The organism is Fibrobacter succinogenes, assembly GCF_902779965.1.
Lineage (GTDB): Bacteria > Fibrobacterota > Fibrobacteria > Fibrobacterales > Fibrobacteraceae > Fibrobacter > Fibrobacter succinogenes_F.
This window is the reverse complement of sequence record NZ_CACZDK010000021.1, coordinates 34,400-53,076: the sequence shown is the minus strand read 5'-3', so window position 1 is coordinate 53,076 and position 18,677 is coordinate 34,400. Positions and strand designations below refer to the sequence as shown.

General features: G+C 47.5%; 25 protein-coding genes. 8 read left to right on the top strand and 17 right to left on the bottom strand.

Annotated elements, in window-relative coordinates:
- Positions 1-6 precede the first annotated feature (6 nt).
- The 8 genes from HUF13_RS10800 to HUF13_RS10765 all read left to right on the top strand — a co-directional run bounded on the left by HUF13_RS10800 (position 7) and on the right by HUF13_RS10765 (position 2,632).
- Positions 7-723, top strand: a complete 717-nt coding sequence (locus HUF13_RS10800) for a DNA adenine methylase (RefSeq protein ID WP_173475145.1) — start codon at positions 7-9, stop codon at positions 721-723.
- A 72-nt stretch (positions 724-795) separates the two neighbouring features.
- Positions 796-936, top strand: a complete 141-nt coding sequence (locus HUF13_RS10795) for a hypothetical protein (RefSeq protein ID WP_173475144.1) — start codon at positions 796-798, stop codon at positions 934-936.
- Between the two features lie 80 nt (positions 937-1,016).
- Entirely contained in the window at positions 1,017-1,292 is a 276-nt protein-coding gene (locus tag HUF13_RS10790; RefSeq protein ID WP_173475143.1) for a hypothetical protein, read from the top strand.
- Between the two features lie 3 nt (positions 1,293-1,295).
- Positions 1,296-1,436 (top strand): hypothetical protein, encoded by a 141-nt coding sequence (locus tag HUF13_RS10785; RefSeq protein ID WP_173475142.1) that lies wholly within the window; start codon positions 1,296-1,298, stop codon positions 1,434-1,436.
- Entirely contained in the window at positions 1,424-1,651 is a 228-nt protein-coding gene (locus HUF13_RS10780; protein ID WP_173475141.1) for a hypothetical protein, read from the top strand. Before HUF13_RS10785 ends, HUF13_RS10780 begins: the two co-directional genes overlap by 13 nt.
- A 3-nt stretch (positions 1,652-1,654) precedes the next feature.
- Positions 1,655-1,873 carry a hypothetical protein gene (locus HUF13_RS10775; protein ID WP_173475140.1) on the top strand — a complete coding sequence of 73 codons (219 nt, stop codon included), beginning with the start codon at positions 1,655-1,657 and terminating at the stop codon, positions 1,871-1,873.
- On the top strand, positions 1,870-2,232 hold the full coding sequence (locus HUF13_RS10770; protein WP_173475139.1) for a hypothetical protein: 363 nt from the start codon (positions 1,870-1,872) through the stop codon (positions 2,230-2,232). Before HUF13_RS10775 ends, HUF13_RS10770 begins: the two co-directional genes overlap by 4 nt.
- Positions 2,233-2,245: 13 nt before the next feature.
- Positions 2,246-2,632, top strand: coding sequence for a hypothetical protein (locus HUF13_RS10765; protein ID WP_173475138.1), 387 nt, complete (start codon positions 2,246-2,248; stop codon positions 2,630-2,632).
- A 234-nt stretch (positions 2,633-2,866) separates the two neighbouring features.
- Here the strand turns inward: HUF13_RS10765 and HUF13_RS10760 are convergent, their stop codons facing one another.
- The 17 genes from HUF13_RS10760 to HUF13_RS10680 form a co-directional block, all read right to left on the bottom strand.
- Entirely contained in the window at positions 2,867-3,250 is a 384-nt protein-coding gene (locus tag HUF13_RS10760) for a RusA family crossover junction endodeoxyribonuclease (protein ID WP_173475137.1), read from the bottom strand.
- Positions 3,247-3,648 (bottom strand): DUF5675 family protein, encoded by a 402-nt coding sequence (locus HUF13_RS10755; protein WP_173475136.1) that lies wholly within the window; start codon positions 3,646-3,648, stop codon positions 3,247-3,249. Before HUF13_RS10755 ends, HUF13_RS10760 begins: the two co-directional genes overlap by 4 nt.
- Positions 3,636-4,151: a DUF1353 domain-containing protein gene (locus HUF13_RS10750; protein ID WP_173475135.1), complete on the bottom strand. Its 516-nt coding sequence runs from the start codon at positions 4,149-4,151 to the stop codon at positions 3,636-3,638. Before HUF13_RS10750 ends, HUF13_RS10755 begins: the two co-directional genes overlap by 13 nt.
- 128 nt (positions 4,152-4,279) lie before the next feature.
- Positions 4,280-4,564, bottom strand: a complete 285-nt coding sequence (locus HUF13_RS10745; RefSeq protein WP_173475134.1) for a hypothetical protein — start codon at positions 4,562-4,564, stop codon at positions 4,280-4,282.
- 24 nt (positions 4,565-4,588) lie between these two features.
- Positions 4,589-6,064 (bottom strand): SGNH/GDSL hydrolase family protein, encoded by a 1,476-nt coding sequence (locus HUF13_RS10740; protein ID WP_173475133.1) that lies wholly within the window; start codon positions 6,062-6,064, stop codon positions 4,589-4,591.
- 18 nt (positions 6,065-6,082) lie between these two features.
- The gene (locus HUF13_RS10735) at positions 6,083-7,567 is read right to left on the bottom strand and encodes a hypothetical protein (protein ID WP_173475132.1); all 1,485 of its coding nucleotides are present in this window, start codon (positions 7,565-7,567) and stop codon (positions 6,083-6,085) included.
- Entirely contained in the window at positions 7,560-7,991 is a 432-nt protein-coding gene (locus tag HUF13_RS10730; protein ID WP_173475131.1) for a hypothetical protein, read from the bottom strand. Before HUF13_RS10730 ends, HUF13_RS10735 begins: the two co-directional genes overlap by 8 nt.
- 12 nt (positions 7,992-8,003) lie before the next feature.
- On the bottom strand, positions 8,004-9,092 hold the full coding sequence (locus HUF13_RS10725; protein ID WP_173475130.1) for a hypothetical protein: 1,089 nt from the start codon (positions 9,090-9,092) through the stop codon (positions 8,004-8,006).
- Between the two features lie 34 nt (positions 9,093-9,126).
- Positions 9,127-12,111, bottom strand: a complete 2,985-nt coding sequence (locus tag HUF13_RS10720) for a BspA family leucine-rich repeat surface protein (RefSeq protein WP_173475129.1) — start codon at positions 12,109-12,111, stop codon at positions 9,127-9,129.
- 34 nt (positions 12,112-12,145) lie between these two features.
- Positions 12,146-13,573: a baseplate J/gp47 family protein gene (locus tag HUF13_RS10715; RefSeq protein ID WP_173475128.1), complete on the bottom strand. Its 1,428-nt coding sequence runs from the start codon at positions 13,571-13,573 to the stop codon at positions 12,146-12,148.
- A gap of 3 nt (positions 13,574-13,576) precedes the next feature.
- Positions 13,577-13,939 (bottom strand): hypothetical protein, encoded by a 363-nt coding sequence (locus HUF13_RS10710; RefSeq protein ID WP_173475127.1) that lies wholly within the window; start codon positions 13,937-13,939, stop codon positions 13,577-13,579.
- 129 nt (positions 13,940-14,068) lie between these two features.
- Positions 14,069-14,335 carry a hypothetical protein gene (locus tag HUF13_RS10705; RefSeq protein ID WP_173475126.1) on the bottom strand — a complete coding sequence of 89 codons (267 nt, stop codon included), beginning with the start codon at positions 14,333-14,335 and terminating at the stop codon, positions 14,069-14,071.
- Between the two features lie 3 nt (positions 14,336-14,338).
- Positions 14,339-14,944, bottom strand: a complete 606-nt coding sequence (locus HUF13_RS10700; RefSeq protein WP_173475125.1) for a Gp138 family membrane-puncturing spike protein — start codon at positions 14,942-14,944, stop codon at positions 14,339-14,341.
- Positions 14,945-14,946: 2 nt separating this feature from the next.
- Positions 14,947-15,918: a hypothetical protein gene (locus HUF13_RS10695; RefSeq protein ID WP_173475124.1), complete on the bottom strand. Its 972-nt coding sequence runs from the start codon at positions 15,916-15,918 to the stop codon at positions 14,947-14,949.
- Positions 15,905-16,261 (bottom strand): hypothetical protein, encoded by a 357-nt coding sequence (locus tag HUF13_RS10690; protein ID WP_173475123.1) that lies wholly within the window; start codon positions 16,259-16,261, stop codon positions 15,905-15,907. The genes HUF13_RS10695 and HUF13_RS10690 overlap by 14 nt, the downstream gene beginning before the upstream one ends.
- Positions 16,262-16,271: 10 nt before the next feature.
- Positions 16,272-16,949 carry a phage baseplate protein gene (locus HUF13_RS10685; RefSeq protein WP_173475122.1) on the bottom strand — a complete coding sequence of 226 codons (678 nt, stop codon included), beginning with the start codon at positions 16,947-16,949 and terminating at the stop codon, positions 16,272-16,274.
- 9 nt (positions 16,950-16,958) lie between these two features.
- Positions 16,959-18,566: a tape measure protein gene (locus HUF13_RS10680; RefSeq protein ID WP_173475121.1), complete on the bottom strand. Its 1,608-nt coding sequence runs from the start codon at positions 18,564-18,566 to the stop codon at positions 16,959-16,961.
- Between the last annotated feature and the right edge of the window lie 111 nt (positions 18,567-18,677).

The following is an 18,677-nucleotide window of genomic DNA, read 5'->3' as shown; positions in this document are numbered from 1 at the left end:
TGACTTATGGCGAAGATAACTCTAGGTTTACCATACAAGGGATCTAAGGCCGCGATAGCGGAGGACATCGTTAAGAAGCTACCTCCAGGCGGTCGCATACTAGACGCCTGCTGTGGAGGCGGTGCTTTCCTCATGGCGGCGGCAATGAGCCTAAAATGGGATTCCGTTGTCGGAAACGACTTGAACAAGGCAACGATTACCTTGCTTGACGCGGTACTTATACACAAGGGGCAAATCGACTACGAGCACCCAGCACCGTGCTCTCGCGTTGACTTTTACAACAGCCTTCAACGCATCGAGAACGGCGACTTCGACATCCAGGACTGCTTGAACAAGTATTGCGCGAGCTTCGGAAACGACGGGAAAACGTATCTGTACGGCGAACAAATCGAAGATTACAAGCTGATAGCAGAAAAGATGCTTACCGCTCCGACATTATCCGAAAGACGAAGCAATTACAGAAAGTTCTTTGACATCATGACAAAGAAAGATGACGACGGACGCCTTCAAAAATTGGAGTTCGTGCAAAGATTACAGAGCTTGGAACGCTTGGAACGCTTGGAACGCTTGGAACGCTTGGAACGCTTGGACATCTTCGACATCGACTATAAGGGGTTCGATGTAGTCTATTTCGACCCACCGTACAAGGGTACAAACAAGTACGATTTTGAGTTCGATCACGACAGATTCTATGACCTTTTCAAGTCACTTAAAACAGACTAAAAAATCAACGCATTTTTAAGTGAATACGATGCCCCGTTTACTTGCGTCGCTTAATTTGAAAAAACGCAGTTGATGGCGGCTTCGGTCGGCTCGTCAAAATCTACGACGAAGGAAAAGCTCTACTTCAACGGCACGGCGGACGAATACCGCGAACTTATGGGGAGATTCTACGACGATGGATCACAAAAGGACTGCCAGCAGTCTCTTTTCTGAATGTAATGTTTTTGTAATAAAAAAGTAATTTCTTGCATCCTCCGCATATTCTAGTTTTATGTGTAAAAAAGGAGTTCAGATTGAATAAACGAGAAATGGTACTCAAGGCAGCTGAAGCCATCGAAGGCAACGCCGTCCTTCTTCCGGATAATTTCGACCATGCGATTGTCGGCTACACAATCCCGAAAGAATCAAGGACAGCAGTAGTAGGCGTGTACGATTACGACAAGGCGGCTTGCAGGCCTTCGATTGATAGAATATGCGCCGTTGATCTTGACCTTGAAGATGCACTACTTGACGCTATCCGCGCCATAGAAGGCGGTGTAAAGCCGGTAATCATCCACACTGGGGAATGACGCATGAATTGCTGGTGGTTCAGACGTGAACGCAAGTGCAAGGAGTATCGCATGCGATGGATGCGCGTGTTCGTGCCGTTGTGCGAATGCTGCGCAAACGGATTTAGGGAAAAAATAACGGAGGTGAAGATTTGCAACGCATAAACATCGCCTTCATGGAAGGCTACAGAGCCGCAATTCGCATGCTTATTGAGCAATCCGAAGGCATGGCAAAGGACAAGAAGGCGAAAGTAGTCGCAAAGAATACGATTCAATGGCTCAAGCTGTGCCACGAAAACGCTAACGAGCTGGCTGACGGAAACAGGCCGTCATTATGGATAACTCCAGAAGGAAAACTATTTTTCAAGAAGGAACGGTAAACAATGGCGCTAACAGAATATGATAAACAGCGTCTAGAAAAAGCAAAGAAGCTTTATGCAATTGTAGCTCCTCACCGCATGGACCACCAGAACGAATGCCCGAGCGATGTACAGCTTGTCCTCATGATTAACCGCTGGATTAATCCTTGGCATGCCTGCCAAGACCTGGAAAAGATTATTACGTTCAAAGAACGGCTGAAAATAAAGGAGAAAATTCAATGAGAACCAAATTGATAATGACCGTGGCATTGCTCGCCACTTTCGCCAACGCACAATTCTTCACAAACGCTCTCGCAAGCAAATTAAAGCAGGAGCAACAACAGACAACGGAAACGGTAAGGACGGATAATGCAGAGCCGCAAGCCGTAACGATCGACATCGAGAACGACCATGCGGAACTCGTCAACATTTGCCGCGAAACGTGGTACAGAATCCACAGAACCTATACACGCCCCAGCAGGCTTCAAGTCCGCGTCCTTACGGAACGTTACGCAGGCGAGACAAACGCCCCGCATTGCATGAACATTTACGGCATCTACTCCGGCGAATGGGGAACGTCATCGGATAATGGGGAAAAGTAAAGAAGGTTAGGTTATGGCAGAAAATGACAATTTCGAGACGCTTGGCGATGCTTACGCCAAATACCCTCAAAGCACGCTCGTCATGCGCAAGCAGTATGCGGACGAGCTGAATGCAAGGATAGCACAGCTAGAAGAAGATAACGCACTATTGAAGCGTAATAACGAAAATTTTAGAATTGATAAAAAAGAAATTGAAAAAGAAGCAATAGAACGTATTTCGGAAGCTGAAAAACTTGGATGCGAAGAATATCATGTCAGAGCAGAAAAAGAAACTATTATAGCCGTCATTTTAGCGCTTCTTGTTTTAGTTTTTGTCACTGCTGTTGTCGGTACTGTGCTAAGTCAAGGACCTGACATTAAACCGCTTCATGTTTACGTAACTAATTCGACGGGCAAATGATTTTATTCATTTAAATTTACCTTTCGTTTTCCAGGACGAGAAAGGCACGCTTGACAAATAAAGTTTACGTTGCTATATTGATTTATCAATCATCAGCAATGACTATATTGTTTGATACCTCTTGTTAATTGACGCTTGACAATACTAATTGTCGAGCGTTTTTTTTGTACGCAAAAAGCCCCCGATGGTTTCCCACCGAGGGCCTTTTTTTGTAGTCTCCCCGACTACTGGTTTCTACTTGCTTATAAATTCTTCCGTATATGGGAAAATCTTCACCGTTACGCTAGGCATAGCCTTCTCGTAATAGTTCGTTACGCTAAGGCTGCGGACTACCTGCCAGCTATCGTCCTCTATCACGCCCAAATCGACAAGCAAGTCCAGAATGGAGCTTGCCTTGTTGTCACTGTCGCACCTGCGCAACGTGCCGTGATTGAAAGCCATGCTGACCGAGAACGGCCCGTTGCCCAAAGCATTGATCGAGTAGTGCGTCCTTATCCAAAGAGAGGCCTTAACATGCCAATCGCTGTAAGCCTTGCTTGGAAAGCTACGGCCAGTCCTTCTGTTTACTATGCGGCTGTTCTTCTTGCTCGGCGTGTCGTAAGGAATCGTGAATATCATTTATCCGTCATTCCCTGCTTGTAGTTATCGACAATGACAAGATTCGATTCGTTACGGCAAATCATCGTTACCATCGTCTCGGCGTTCTTTGACTCATTGAGCTTCGAGCCTCCGAGAAGGTGTACCTCTCTTGTCATGCCAACGAGCACACAACCCTGCGAGTCCTTAGCCGTGTTCCCAACGTGAATACGAATCCCGCGGCTTGCGCTTACCTTGCCCGAAGTAAGAAGCGGAAGCTCGCGCTTGAACTTCGGTGACTTACTGTTATGCACGGTGTACATGCCGCACGGAATCGCCTTGGCTTCGTTTTCGAGCGTGTAGCAGACAAAAGCACCATTCAGGTAAAGAGAGCCTAGAATGGCCGTTTCTGTTCGAGTATAGCGGACTAGCGTGAGCATGCAGCCACCTCCCATTTTACATCAACAAATTGGCGCACGTTATAGCAATCATTGCCCCAGTGATATTTTCCTCCCGCGAAAACCTCGACGCCCTTGTCTGCGCACCCTGCAACAAAGCGGGACATTCCCCAGCAACGCCAAACGCCGCGCAAAATGTCGTCCACTTCTTCGCGGCTTAACTTCACGGGCTCGTGTACACCATCGACTATACCGCCGAGCATGTACAGCACATCGTGAGCAACCGGGGCGGCGTTGTAATTGTCGTCACCTGGAACCCATTGCGGCACAAGCAACGAAATCGGAAAAAATGTGCTTGCCCCGTCCGTTTTGTAGCCGGGACGAATTTTTATGTTAAGCAACGCTTTTTCGGTTTTGTCGTCCGTATAGGTTCGTACCAGTTCTATTGAAATACACGCGGTACCCAAGAATGTAAACGGGCGACCGGATGTTGTAATGAACGGCGAAGCCTTTACGCTTTTGACCGTGCATTTTGTTCTACTCATAATTCCTCCAGGATAAAGTACACGAACATGACCAAGTTAATCGCGTTTGACGTTATCAAGGCTTTCTTTATCATCGGTAAACTCCGCGTTTAGCGTGCCTAGCACCATGAGCAGCGTAATAATCCACATCAGCGCTTCTCCATCTTCCCTCGGATAAATGACACGTCCGAACGTATGTCCGATAGTAGAGCCTTGAAGTTGTCTATATCGACATCAAACTTGTCGCTGCGCTTTGATTGCTCGCTTACCTGCACTTCGAGAACGGCAATTCGGGAATCACGCCTGTCGCTCTCTTGTTTCTGCAAATACTGCAAGTAACCCACAACCGCGGTCATCATAGCTATAAGGCCGGTGATGACAGGCTGTAAGAACTTGCGCCACTTTTCGTTTTCGTTGTAATTGGAATTTGACATAGATTCACCGTTTTGTTAATATCATTACAACGTTCGGAGCCAAGCTTCAACAAATGTACTTTCGTACTCGTGAGCCTTATCATTTGGGTGAGTATTAACTTCAGACACTCGGAAATTTTCTAGGCGATTTTGGTGCGCTTCTGCACATACCAATGGTTTTCCGTTTACTCTATGCAAGAGAGGTACTTCGTATCCAAAATTTTCATCAAGGTAAGCAAGACCCCACTTTTTAGCGATGTCTTTTCCCACCTGGGAATACTCGGGAGAATCACACCCGTTCGTCACAATGACGCCAATTTTCGCAAACGGGCACTTGTTCAAAAGGTATGATATAGCGACATTCCACGCTCCATATAGTGTCGCATTTGTATCATCGTCAATCGTACCTATCGGCACATTTTGGTGACTGTCGTTTATACCAAATTTCAGCGTGATGTATTCTGCGTATTCTGGAATAGTGTATAGTTTACCGGTTATAGGATAAGTAAAGCAATTAGACGCTGTCGATGTCCCTTCTATATATGCAATCGTGCTTCCACTCACGGCAATGTTGTGCACTTCCATTCCAGTCCTATTGCCTATAAAGTATGGATACACTTGTTTTTTGCCCGCATACATGCCACTTGGCATTGGCGAATCATCCACCGCGCCTTCTGTAAAACTATCGCCGCAAGCGTACCAAATTTTACCGGACAGCTTATCCGAACTCTCTAACGCTGAAAATTCGGACATTAGCGCATATTTTTTTGATGGCGTTTTTTCGAATACGGCGATATTACCGATATTGGCGGCACTTACCGGGGTAACACCGCTAACTTGGATCAGACCGAGCCTAAACCAAACAGCAGCAGGATAGTCATGCACTGCTTCGCTTATGGATAACTTCCCATCCTTATGGCCCAAGTATCTCTTATATTTGTCATAGCAATATATCGAATAGTCGAACGACACCCCTTCTTTTTTAACAAACGATAGTACAGCAGTCGGGTCAAACTGTATCATCTTAGTGGCTAGTCGTGTATGATTATCGGGGTTTACGTAACCCGTTCCAGATTTGACTTCGCCATTAACCCAATAGCTAATATCGTTGAGATCTATTATTGTAAAATTTTTAGCAAACAGCGCATCAACACTCGTTTGAGAAAAATGCTCCGCAACCCACGGGCCTGTGTGAGCAGTAACACATTCGTACAAGTTTCCTTTGTACCAATAAGTTTTACCAACTTCGCAAGCTACAGACGGTTTAAAATCAGGCGCAATGTTGTTTAATATTTTTTCGTTGACGAGCTGGTTTTCTGCCGATGTGTCGGGTGGGATGACGCTTTTTATGTCTTGCGTACTAGCATTAACATACCCGATAACATCCGCCAAAGGAATAAGTACCTCGGCGCCTTGCTTGAAAGAGCGCACAAAGTAATTTGGATTTCCAAGTGCGTCTGTAAGTTTAACGATGTTGTTGTTTCCGCTGATTTGCGGGTCCAAAAAATTTTGTTTTTGCATAGTGTCTCTCCTTATAAGTTAATATTCCAACAGCGCAACAGCACAAACCCTACTTTTGGCATCGAAGCTCGGATAATTTAAATGGCCCCCTAAGTGTGTTATCCAACCGGAAACACTGAAAGAACGCGAGCAACACCAGCGTGACACCGACAACGAGCGCCGCGATGAAATTTCAGACAAACTATCATTTATAGCGTCCGTACCGTCAACTTTCATCTTTGAAAACACCTTAAACGAGTCTACAACGTCCGGCAAATACCAACTACCATCGCCCAGGTCATCGCTCTTTCGTGTCGCTTCCGTGGCTCTCGTATAAGAGTATCTGTTAGCGGTGAACGTGTAGACAGTTTCTCCACTAAGGTTCTTGTGGGTATGAGTTCCGAGAGCGGCACCGATAGCTGGACCTGTTCCATCAAATACTGCTTGCGAACCCGTTGCGCTAGGCCACTTCATCATCATGGCTTCGATGTATGTTGTATAGTCGTTGTTATATGCCGCCTTGACATTCGGATAACTTGAGCCTTCGAAGTCCGACTTGTTTAGAAGTCCCGTGCCGTTCGGGTCATCTGTCGGGGAAATGGAGGAATGTGTTTGGTCGCTGAACCACTCGATAAGTTGTTCCTTGTTCCATCCGGCGTAATAAACGTTAGACCCGTTGTTGCGTAATAACGTAGTTCGGTCTGTGTTCTGCTTTACAAATTGCCACATATAGAATTCAGCTGTTGCCGTTGAACCGCTTGCAATCGGCGAAAGACGGTTTTGCCAACGGTTAGTATCGACAACGATGAAGCAAGAGTCCACACCGTCAGCGTCCGGCATGAGTTCACAATGCCAATTTGTTTCGGAAGCGCCCGCCACGGTTTGGTGCTCGCGGAGCCACGTATCAAGCGCCGTACAGAACTCGGCAAGCGTGGTGGACATGTTGTCCGTGAATGTTCCTGCCGGAACCGCGGAATCGTTAGATGCGTGTTGCTGCATATTGAGCGTGTTGGTCGTGCCATCAAGATGTATGCCGGTTACCTTGAACAACCAGCAGTTGGCGAACTGCAAATCGGTGGATTCGTCCTTGTGGAGAATAAGAAGCTTTCGCCCGTCAACGTCCGCCACCACGCCAACGGATTCAAGCCCGTCAGCGACTGCCTGCGATACAGGATAGACGGCTTTGTCAAAGAAGTACTTGTCGCCGTTTTCCGGGTCCACCCAAAGGATGTCGCCAACTTTCGCACCTGCAAGCAAGGTGCCGCCGTTGGGTACGCGGTGCAACTCCTTGTAGAGCTTTAAGTTGTTTACATGCGGGTTCTGTTCGCTTGTTCCTTCCGGGATAAGTTTCTTGATGTTTTCGATTGACGAGTTCACATCGTCCATCACTTCCTTCAACGGGATAAGTACTTTGCTGCCTTTCGCCCATGCACGGATAAAAAAGTTTTCGTTGCCTTGAGCGTCAGCATAGTGTACGATGCTCAAGTCTCCGCTTGTCTGCGGCAATATGTTGTTGCTAGACATTTTCTGCCTCCTGTACTTTGTTTAATTTCTTTGTTTCGGAAACCTTAATTTCTTCGGTATCCGTACCGGGTTCAACGCCTTCAATTTCGGCGGTGTCCTTCAAGTTCAAATTCTTCTTGCTTTCTTCAAGCGCCTTCTTCCTTGTAGCTTCAACCGCCTTTCTGTTGGCAACCGCAAGCGTTGTCACTTCCTGCAAGCGCCCGATAGCCTCAAGGACTTCGTTCATGTTTACGAGCTTGTTATCTTCACTTGTATCATTTGGTATTACAGCTTCGATGTCTTTACCGTCTTTCAGTCCGTACACAAGTTCAGACAAAGGCATTAGAACCTCATGACCGTTTACCCAAAAACGGACAAACATAAGATCATTCTTTTCAGCATCAAAGTAATGAACTACACTAAATTCACCGGATATACTCGCCATATTTTATCTCCTTTACGACCAAGTTACCGTTACATTTCCAAGGGGCGACCAAATATTTTGACCATTATTTATAAAGCATATAAATGGCATGGCACATTGAGCCTTCAACGTCATTCTTTTATACACTGTTTGCGAACTTACATTGTTTTGACCCATTGTAACCGTAATGTCATTTATACCCTTATTATGGATAGTTACAATATCGCCTTTTGACGTAGTGATAGTCGAACCAGTGAGAAGTGTATTAATGTCGGTATCCGTTTCAACTTCAAAATAGCTTTTTGAACTTCCGGCGTTAATTCGCTCGAACACACTCGTTCCTCTTGAGTCAAGGCCCCGCTTGGAAATGACGTAGCCGTTGAACTCCGCCATATCCCCAAAAGTTGAGCCTTGCATCACATGAAGCGTCTTGTTTACGAAAAGGTCTGCATCAATAGTCGTATCTTTCTCTACAAGCAAAGTGCCGTAAACATGGAGCTTCGGAACAGCTACCGTCCCGCTATTTGCCCTTTGCCAAATGACAAACTCGTTATTTGCGGAGTCCCACTTTATCGGGATGTAGTTGTTTTCGTCCTGCATGACACGCACTTCAGGCGTCCTCATGTGGTCCCAAGCGATGCGGCTTGTATGCGTGATTACATTGGCGCCGTTCCGGGTTTGGTGCGAAATCTGTATGTAGTTCTCGAAGATTTCTACCTTGTCCACAAGCCCGCTTGTTGTCTTCGAAAATAACACTTTGTTCCCGTTCGCTTCAAAGCGCATTGTATATCCCGAAGTGGCAAGAACCGCATGAATTCCGTTGCTATCAATTCCGTAATCGAGATTTGCATTGTATGATTGGTCCGCATCATGGTGATAGTTATAGCCGTTCTTTCCAACCGTGGAGCGAAAGCCGTTCACGTTCACGAAAACGATTTCTCCAAGCTCCCCGGAGGCAATGAACGAGGCAAGCTGCGAAAGTGTCATAGAACGGCATTTTTGCCCAGGTGCGTTCAGCGGCTGAACTATTACAACAATATCGTTTCCTGAAAGCGTTTCAGCTTGCGGAATCATCGACATTGGAACCGGTGCATCCGGAATTTGTCTTGGCGGGTATGGCATATCAAATCTCCTAGTAGTAATATAAGTTTTTTTGTTACAAATCGCTATTCTTCATCATGCGGAAAACGTCTTGATAATAACGTATGCTTTGAACGAGAACTTCCGTCTGATTTTCGTCCGGCAAGTATGCGACAAGGTTGTTCTCAATACAGAATGTCAAAACATCGCCGCCCCAATTTACCGGAATTTGCAAAAGTTCGAAAAGCCCCTGCTCCGTAAGTTTTCCGCAATCGTGGAACGTCTTTTCGTGATTGCTCGGAGGCGTTGCCTGTCCGCTCATTTGGCGGTACATATCGAGTGCGCCGTGGCGAACATACGTGCTTCCCTTGAGGAAATTATCAACGTTTGAAACGCTTCCTGTTGAGCCTATCGCGAGTATGTACGGCTTATTTCCTTCGTCTGTAAATGCGTTTTCAAATTCGCCGCTCCAGTCGTTACTGGACTTTGTCCACGTCCAAATATTGAAATCTGTCGGGTTATCGGCAAGCGCCGTCCATGTACCACCGGCGCCAACACCTGCGGTTGACGGGTTGAAATTTTCGTCACCGAACGCAAAGACAATGGCTTTTTCCGAAACCAGTCCTAAACCGCCCCAATTTGCCGGAATCTTGAACAAGTCGGAAACGCCCGTTAATTTATTCACGCCGCAATTCGTAAAGCAGTCGGTCGCGTCATACGTGATATTTTTTAGAACCGCGTATGTCTCTGCTGCACCATGTTCCACGTTCGGGCAATTTTCAAATGCGTTTCTAGCATCAATGTCATTTCCAACTATTGAACGTATAGTGGGAGGATTTATTGTAGTCAATTTGGTGCAGTTATCCGCAATGAAAAAGATTCCGCCTTTAAGGTTTGTAATGTCTATATGCGGGAAAACTTCAAGATTGTCGCACCTTGAGAACATACCTTGTAATGAACCACTATAGTCGGGGAAATTTACGGAAGCATCCGGGATAACAAAGTCGCAACAATAACGCAATGCGGACGCCCTACAGAAAAGGTCCGCGTAGCACTTGATGTCCGTCAAGTCGCCATGAGCAACAACGTCCACCGGGTTATTATCGAAATCGGATAGATAACTGCTGAAATTATTTGGCATGAACTCTTTAGCCCATCCGTATTCGTTGCCGTCATAAATCCAAAGCCAAAGATTGAACGTGTTGTCTGCATATCCCGTGCTATAACTTGTCCAAGTTCCGTGGTTGCTTGTGGTCGTTTCATTCGGGTTGTAGTTTGAGTCGCCGAAGTTGAACAATAGAGAATTTGCCGGGATAGCTCCGAGGCCACCCCAGCTTGTCGGAATCTTCGTGAGGTCGCCAATGCCACTAATGGTGTTTATGCCACAGTTGGTAAAACAGTCTACATGATTGGAAATGCTAACAGAGGCGCCCATTTGTTCATACATTTCAACCGAACCGAATTCTACATTTAGACACCCGTTAAACATTCTAGTTACATCTACAGCGCTTGATGTATCAAAGAACGGAAGATTCTTCAAAGAACTACAATTACTGAAAAGTTGTTTGAAATTTTCAACATTTCCCGTGTTTCCAATAAATTCTACATTTCTTAAACTTGTACAATCTTCGAGCATTGATTCTATAGATAACGCACTAGACACATCTATTCTTATATACTCTAGATTTTCGCACTGTTTAAACGCCGAATTGAAATCGGTGCCATTTGAAGTTTCGTAGACCGGAACTTCCTTCAAAGATTCACAGTTAAAAAATAGGCTGTTAAAATTAGTACACGATGAAGTATCCAAATCGGGCGCCGTTTCCAACGCAACACACTGACTAAATGAACCGTTTAAATTTTCTACATTACCCGTATTTTTTAGAACAACGTTTTTTAACTTTGAACATCCATAAAACGCTTGGTAGCATGTTGTAACACTTGGAATATCTAGATACACACTTTCAAGGTTTGAGCAATTTCTAAACGTTGTATATAAATTTATTACGTTTGGAATATTACCAATGCGTACATCTTTTAATTGCGTACAATTTGTAAATGCTGCATTTAAAGACACGCAATTTTCAAGAGAATCAATATATATGCTCTCAAGATTTGAGCAATATCCTGCGAAGTACGAGGTGGTTTCTATGTTGTTCGCACCCGTAAGAACAATATTTTTTAAATTTGTGCACCCTTCGAAAAATGATATTGCGGAGCCATAAATTCCCGAGACATTCTGTAAATCGGCGTTTATTAGCGAAGAATTATTATAAAATAATTCATACGCATTTAACGAACTTTCAAAGACTTTACACCGGACACTTACAAGATTTGCGGAATCGTGAAACGCATTCTTAAATTCCCCGGAAGTGCTAACGCCTTCCGTGGTCCAGTCCCATTCGTTTTGGTTGATGGACTCTACCTTTGTCCATGTGCCATGCGTTCCAACGCCTGCAACGGTCGGGTCATAATCAAGCTTGCTGAAAGTGAAACGGAAAACGTTGTCAGGTATATCCATAATATCCAAGTAATCGACCACAAACGGCATCCCGTTATCATCATTCACGATGTAGCCGCCTTCGCCCTCTTCGGCACAAAGAAACGTTCCACGAACAAGAGAGGCGCCGCTTGTCATGCTGTTCTTCTCAAGGTTCGACAAGTTCGCGTCCGTTCCACCGTCAAGAACGTAGTACATTTCTGCAGGCCAGTTCGGGAAAAGGCCGACTGAATCTACATCCGTGAGGAACTTTATAACCATGCGCAACGCTTCCGGCCCCGGAAGGTTCAACAGGTTCAAACCGCTTACGATCCGTTCGCGGTATTGCGTGTCGCTTTCGCCAGGATTGCGCTTTACGCCGACGATTGCGCCCAAGTAGTCCAATGCGGGTCCTATGGCATCGGCAATGTTCAAGGCTTGCAGAATTTCAAAAAATGCCGTCTCAAGGTCGTCAAATTGCGCCATGCAGGAATTGACGAGAGCCAGAAGTTTCTCGCTGTTCTTGTACTGTTCCGGGATGTACTTCTTGAACTCTTCCTTGTAAGGTACTATCGTTTCCATTGCAATAAACTCCTGTAAGACTATTATCAACGATTTACGTTGCCGGCGTTAGCGTTATTCGGTCGGTAGAAAGAACGGCGTAATCCGTGCTTGAAACGGGTATAGTGTCCGTCTCATAGTTTGGGCTGTCCGTCGGATTTTCCGTCAATGCGACCTCTATCGAGCATTGGCCAACTCCAGGAACGCCGTAAATGCCTTGATAGATTCGGTCTGGAATTACGTCCTTTCCGATATTGTACTCGATGTCTGCCCACTGCAAGATTGCCGCCTTGAGCGTTTCTATGCCTGTGAACGTCTCTTCGTCATAGAGTCTGTACGTTATGCGCACCCAAAGATATTTTGCGCGTGGTCTCGAAAACGAGATCATCTGCCTGTCGCCATCTTCGTCAACAATTTCTACGGACGTGTTGCCGTATGGCTGTATTCCGCTCGGCTGGTTCTTCCAAACGCACATTGCTACATCGTAATCCTCGCCGCCACCTACAAGCGCCTCGAAGCTCTTCGGAGGTCGCCCCTCGTTGTCCGTTGTCATGTTGCGGTTGCTTGTTACGGATGCCGCCGTTACGCCCGGAACATCGTTAAGAAGGTGCGCCTCGATTGACGGGTCTGTGCCGCAGGACTTGATGGATTGCGCATAGATTGCGCGCCTTACGCGAAGTTCCTCGTCCGTTTCCGCATCACGTCCTGGAACGCCAACAACAAAATTATACACCGCGTCAAAACCGGTAACGGAGCCTCTAACGGCATCGAGTTCCCCTATGTCGCAAGTCTGCAAGCCTTCGGTTACAGCAGTAAAAGAACCGGTATTTCCGGCATAGATGTTGAAATCGTCCGGTAGCTGGCCCGTTATTCCTACTGTAGAATCGTCAACCCATACGGCGAGCCGTCCGCCGTAAAATTCGGCCTTGCCTCCGGCTACAATGATAAGCTGGCGTAGCCTGTAAAGGTTGCTCTGTTCTGTCGAGTTGTTAAGCGTAACATCGCCAAAAGTGAAATGGAATACGTAGTCAGTGTTCTTCTGGCTTCCGTCATCTTCAATCATGAGCTTTTCGCAAGCCGAACGGCTTACGGTAACGGAAGAATCAAGAGTAAAGTCAAGGTTGCCGCGTGTCCTTACGGCTGTAGCACCTTGAGGGATAGTAGCCGACGAATCGAGCGTGAAGGCGACTGCGTTCACGGAGCACGCCCTCGCAGACTGTCTCGTAATGCCGTTAAGGGCCGCCGCGAAGTCAAGCGAGACGCCTACAGCTTGCGCCGGGTCTCGGCTTGAGAATACCTCGAAGGCGAGTTCCCAGGCGTTCGAGAATCCGAGAGCGAGCTGGCTAATCAAAAGTCCGTTCGGACTATCGGCTGATGTCTCGAAGGAAGGTCCGAAAGCCTGCTTTAATGCGTTTTCGATTTCGGCGCGGCATTCCTGCAAGGTTTTTCTCTTGAGACCGCTTTCGGTTACATAAGTTCCCATAATCTAAACTTCTCCTGTAGCGATTGATCCGTCTTGACCCAGTACTCGGAATGTGACAGACAGCAGTCTTGTTTTTCTGTCAAACGACAAATCAAGCGATAGTATCTTGTCCACTCCGTCAACACCCGAAATTACGGAAGATAGAAGCGAGCGTATGCGTCCAAGGTCCGGGTTTTTCTTTAGGATTTCCTCATAATAGGGTACCCCTATTTCACGGTCAAGGAAGCACTCGCCCTTGAAAGTCTGCAATCTGTGCGTAATGCGCTGCGAAAGCAACGCCGGAAAATCGGCTTCGCCAACGGTGGCGATATTGCCTGTTGCGTCAAGATGCAAGTCCCATGTGGCTTTGTCGAGTGATAGTTCCATAGTCTTATCCGGTTTTAAATATAACTTATTTCGTGCCTATATATGACAAAATTTGTTACCTAAAAAGACGCCCGGACAAGATGGCCTCCCGAATCCGGGCTGGCGCTCACCCTGCCCGGACTTAATCCGTCATGATACGCCGTTTTCGACTACAATCGGAGACAAGTTTTTCTGTGCAGTTGCGGATCCCTCGACTTGCACGACTCCAATGTCAAGCGTTATCGTCATTGTCTTTATGTAGGCGTCCACCTTTTCCGCTATGGCGTTCGCAATGTTTTCCATCGCCTTGTCTAGAGCCGCTGCCGGGTCGTTCGGAGAAAGTTCCTTGTTGGACTCTGCGGCGGCTTTCATTGACGCCTTTAGGTCTGCCTTGAATTGTGTCAAGTTCAATGCCATGTTCTATTTCTCCGGCGGTATGGGTGTAAGAGGTGACGGTGCGTTAGACGGTCCCGCAGGCGTTATGTGCGTGTGCTGCTTGAGCGATACGCCAGGGCCGACCCCAGCGCCTACGTACACGTCAGTACGGGCGATTACATCATCGTTGAAAACGACTTGCTCGTTGAATACGATCTTCTTCGCTTCCCATGTAATCACCCCGTCCGAGTCCACCACAATGCGCGCCTTTCCCTTCGTCGGCTTTTGAAAACAGCCAGGAATGGCAATGGCGGCATCAAGGCCGAATCTCGAAGATACGGATGGAGCCGCGTTCTTGTCTCCGTTTTTCCACGCGGAAATATCCTGCTCCTGGAATACGAGAAGCACCCCGTCGCCCTTGTCCAAAGGAAACTCCATGTCAAACGCCTTTGAACTGGGGAACACCACCGGGACATCTACAAGCTCCGGCAATTCAATCTGTATTCCGTTATCCATCAGCATGCGCACGGAAGGCTTTACCGTGGCCCTATGCGTTTTCTCGTCGTATGCCGTGACAGTAGCCACAAGCGATGTGTGGACTCCACTCAAGGCGTTCGCTAAATAAGCGTCTAGCATTGATGGCAAACTCATAGCTACGCCTCAATCAGGTTAAGGTCCATCGAGAAGGCAGAATTTGGGCCGTTGCCAACGCTTACCTCCATCTTGTCAACCACGAACAGGCCGTCATGCACCCCGCGCCGTTCGTCGTTTATACGCACAAGAGCGTTAGGGCGCAATTTCGGGATGACCATCGTTTTCGCGGAATAAGTCTTTTTCATGTTAGTGAAAATCTTGTCCAGTTGCGAGTAAACATCGTCTACATCTTCTGGCTTCAAGACTACTTCGCCACTCTTCGGCTTCTCGCCTACCTTGCTTGCCATGTCGTCAATGCTTGTCCTCGCGAAGCCTACATAGTCTGTGGTGTTTTCGAGGTTAAGAAGGCCGCTGTCTGGAGTAAGGTACGCAATGGAATAGGAACTGTCCGTCCTGTGACGGAAAACGACCATTTCGGCAAGGTCTACATATATGCCCATGCCCTTTGTTTCCAAATCCTGCGCAAGCTTCTTCATGGCGTTAATCACGTTTCCTACAAAAGTCCACCCGGACGGGAAAGAAACTTCTGTAGCCATTTCCTTTCCATACGGCACAAGCCCCAATATGGCGCAAATGGAGTCGATTACATCGGCAGCGGTTGCACCGGGCTTGAATCCAAGACATACGGGCGTGCAAGTGAACGGGCGCTTTAGAGAGCGCAAGGCTATGGATCGTATAGTAGTCACCGTGTCCGTTCCGTTGCTCATAGTCTTTGAGTCTATAATGTTACCCTGCCACATGAGACCGGGTTCACCGCCCTGCTCGTAGCCTGCGTAAAGCATTATGTTAGTACCGCGTTGCAGGAACTTCGATATAGTGTCGCTGTTGGCGTTTAGAATTGTCGACTCCATCTCGTTATCGTTGAAAACGCGAGAACGGACGCAGCGTGCGTCAATACGCAATGCCGAAACATCGACCTGCACCATGTCTCGGTTCTGTGCCACAAGGCGTACAACTCTACCCCAAGCCATTAGCCTTCTCCCATGCCTTCAAGTCGTTCTCGTCGATGTAGAACAAGCCCCATGAATCGCCAAGAGCGTCATAATCGGAAAGCGGCTTGCCCTTTCCTTCGGACAACGGAAGCGCGATTATATCGCCCTTTATCGGTGAAATGGCCCTGTGCTCGTACAATATTGGGAACCGATCCGTAATGCGGAACATGCCCAGTTCCCCGTTGTCGGATGAAACAACGATGTCCCACGCCTTTGCGCGTTCGCTCCATACCAGGCGCAATGTCATTACAAGCTGTTCTGGAATAAGTACGCTTACGGTCTGGTCTGCACTTACGGAAGGATTAAACGGAATACGCAACATTGTAAAAGCCTCACGGAACTATTGTGCCTATGATAAGTTGATTCTTGTCGGCCTCGCTCGGCTCCGCAGCTACCTTTTGTCCGTTGTTCACGCCGACCGCCGCAGAACGGTTTATGCCGGACTTCATATCCTTCGGCTGAACCGGCCCCGATACTACAGTCTCCGTTAGGCTTACCGTCTGAATCTGCTTGAAATTTATCTTTATTTCGAGCGCTTCGCCCGTTTCCTCGTCTCGATCAGTCTCGATGTCAGTAATGACTACGTTGTCGTAAGTTTCGAGCGATGTAACGATCTTGACAGTCTGTTTCTTGTCCATCAAGTCCTTCAAGTCGTTCCATGCGTCTCTAGCGCGGTTCTTGAGCTGGTATTTCCATTGCGCCATGTTCATCAATGTCTCGGCGTTCTGTTTTTCATCGTCGATTTTCTGAACGTGCTTCAATGAATGGTTAGACACAAGAGCAGTGAGTGAGCCTTCGCGGAGCTGTAGATAAATGCCATCGCTAACAGCGCGCCCGTCCTGTAACGGATTCTCCGTCACTACGGCGTGTTTCGAATGGTTCTCGTCAAGTATAAGGTCAATGTCAATTTCGCCTACGCTGTAGCCTTCTTTCGGGTAAAATAGGCTTGTAGGTATAAGAGACTTTATGTCGAGCCTGTCGCCAAAAATAGAATTGAGTACGCTAACCATGACCCGCTCCTAGATTGTAGTTATGAAGGCTTCCTTGAGCTTTGTATTGAATGCGGCATCGAAAGCCTGTCGGGAAATATCGCTAATGTTGAACTTGCGCGTGTTGTCCTCGACCGCCTTCGTGTTCTTTTTCGTCGATTTAGAACTTTCGTTTAGCGCCTTCGTCATTTCGGCGATTTGCTTCGCCAAGTCGGAACTGCCGGATAACGGAGACTTGACTACACCAGCCTTTACTTCAAACTCCATGCCTGTCTTTTCCTTGTAAACATCCTTCAATGCGTTTACAAAGGATTCTCGTTTACGGATGTTCATCTGTAAAGACTCAAGTTCCTTGGACGCTTCTTTTCCTTCCTCGCCGCCCATAGCGGCACGCTCCTGCAGTTTCTTAGCCATAGCCTTCATTCCTTCCTGCTGGACTACAACTTCGCTAACAACCTGTTCGCGTGTCTTTTGTCCCTTGGCTACGTTCTGCGCTATATAGCGTCTTGCGGATTCCCGTTGTTCCTCCGTTGCCTTTTCCCTAGACTTTCCTTCAAGCCAGTTGTACGCAGCTACAAAGCCTTCTATAGCGACCAACGCAATACCGATCGGGCCTAGTGCCGTTTTCATGGCGATTCCGATAGACTTTATACCGCCAACGGCAATGCCCTTGAAACTTGTAAAAGACAAAGTAAGATTGCTGAAAGCCGTCATTCCGGCTTCTGCCGCCCTTGCAAAAGACGTTACCAAGGTCCTCTGCAAATCCCTTGTCGCAAATGCTATCACGGCGATAGAAAGACGCCTAACCCATGTAAGGACGGTCTCGAACGGAATTGAAGTCAAGGCGTTGCCGAAGGATTTTACCGTTTCGACAATGGGCGTCCAATCATACGCAACAAGCATATCGACGCCGTTCTTTAGCAGCGGAAGGAACGCCTCCGCCATGTTCTGCAACGCCGTAACAAAGTTGTCCTTTAGCGTCGAAATGCGGCCCTGCAAGGTCTGGCTCTGTGATTCGAGGTTGCCGTAGAACAGGCCACCCTCGCTTGTGGCGCTCTTGAATGCGAGCGTCACCATGTCGGCGCTAATTGCGCCCTGCGACATCTTGTCCTTGAGGTCGGCTACAGAAATGCCGGTCTGCTTCGATATTTCCGTAAGAGGGTTGAAGCCCTGGTTGATGAGCTGGAGCAAGTCCTGCCCCATCAGCTTGCCCGTGCTCTGAATTTGCCCGAAAACGAGAGCGAGACCGTTTAGCTTGTTCTGATCCGCACCAGCAACGTCACCGAGCATCTTTAGCGTCGGGACCACCTTTTCGGATTCAAGGCCGAACGCCATCAACGTCTTTGCTGCACTTGAAAGACCGAGCTTGTCGAACGGAGTATGTGCCGCAAAGTCCGCAATCTGTGCGATTACGTCACGCGCCTTTTCAGCGCTCCCGGTCATGACGGTAAATTGGGCGTTTAGCCCTTCCATCGTCATTGCTGCTTCTACGCCCGTCTTTGCAAGAGAAATCAGGCCAGCGCCTAGAGCGAGACCGCCGACCCACTTCTTGAAACTACCAAGCGCGTCCTTCGCCTTGTCGATTCCCTTCGGGTCTACCTGAAAGCCGAGCCGTGTAAATAGTTCCTCGATAACCATGCCTAGCGTCTCCGTTCGTTGCTCTGTTGTTGCGACTTCTTCATCTGTTCTGCCTGGTATGCGTCAGCCGCGCTCTCGCAATCCTGCCGCATGTCAAGGATCGAATTGAAG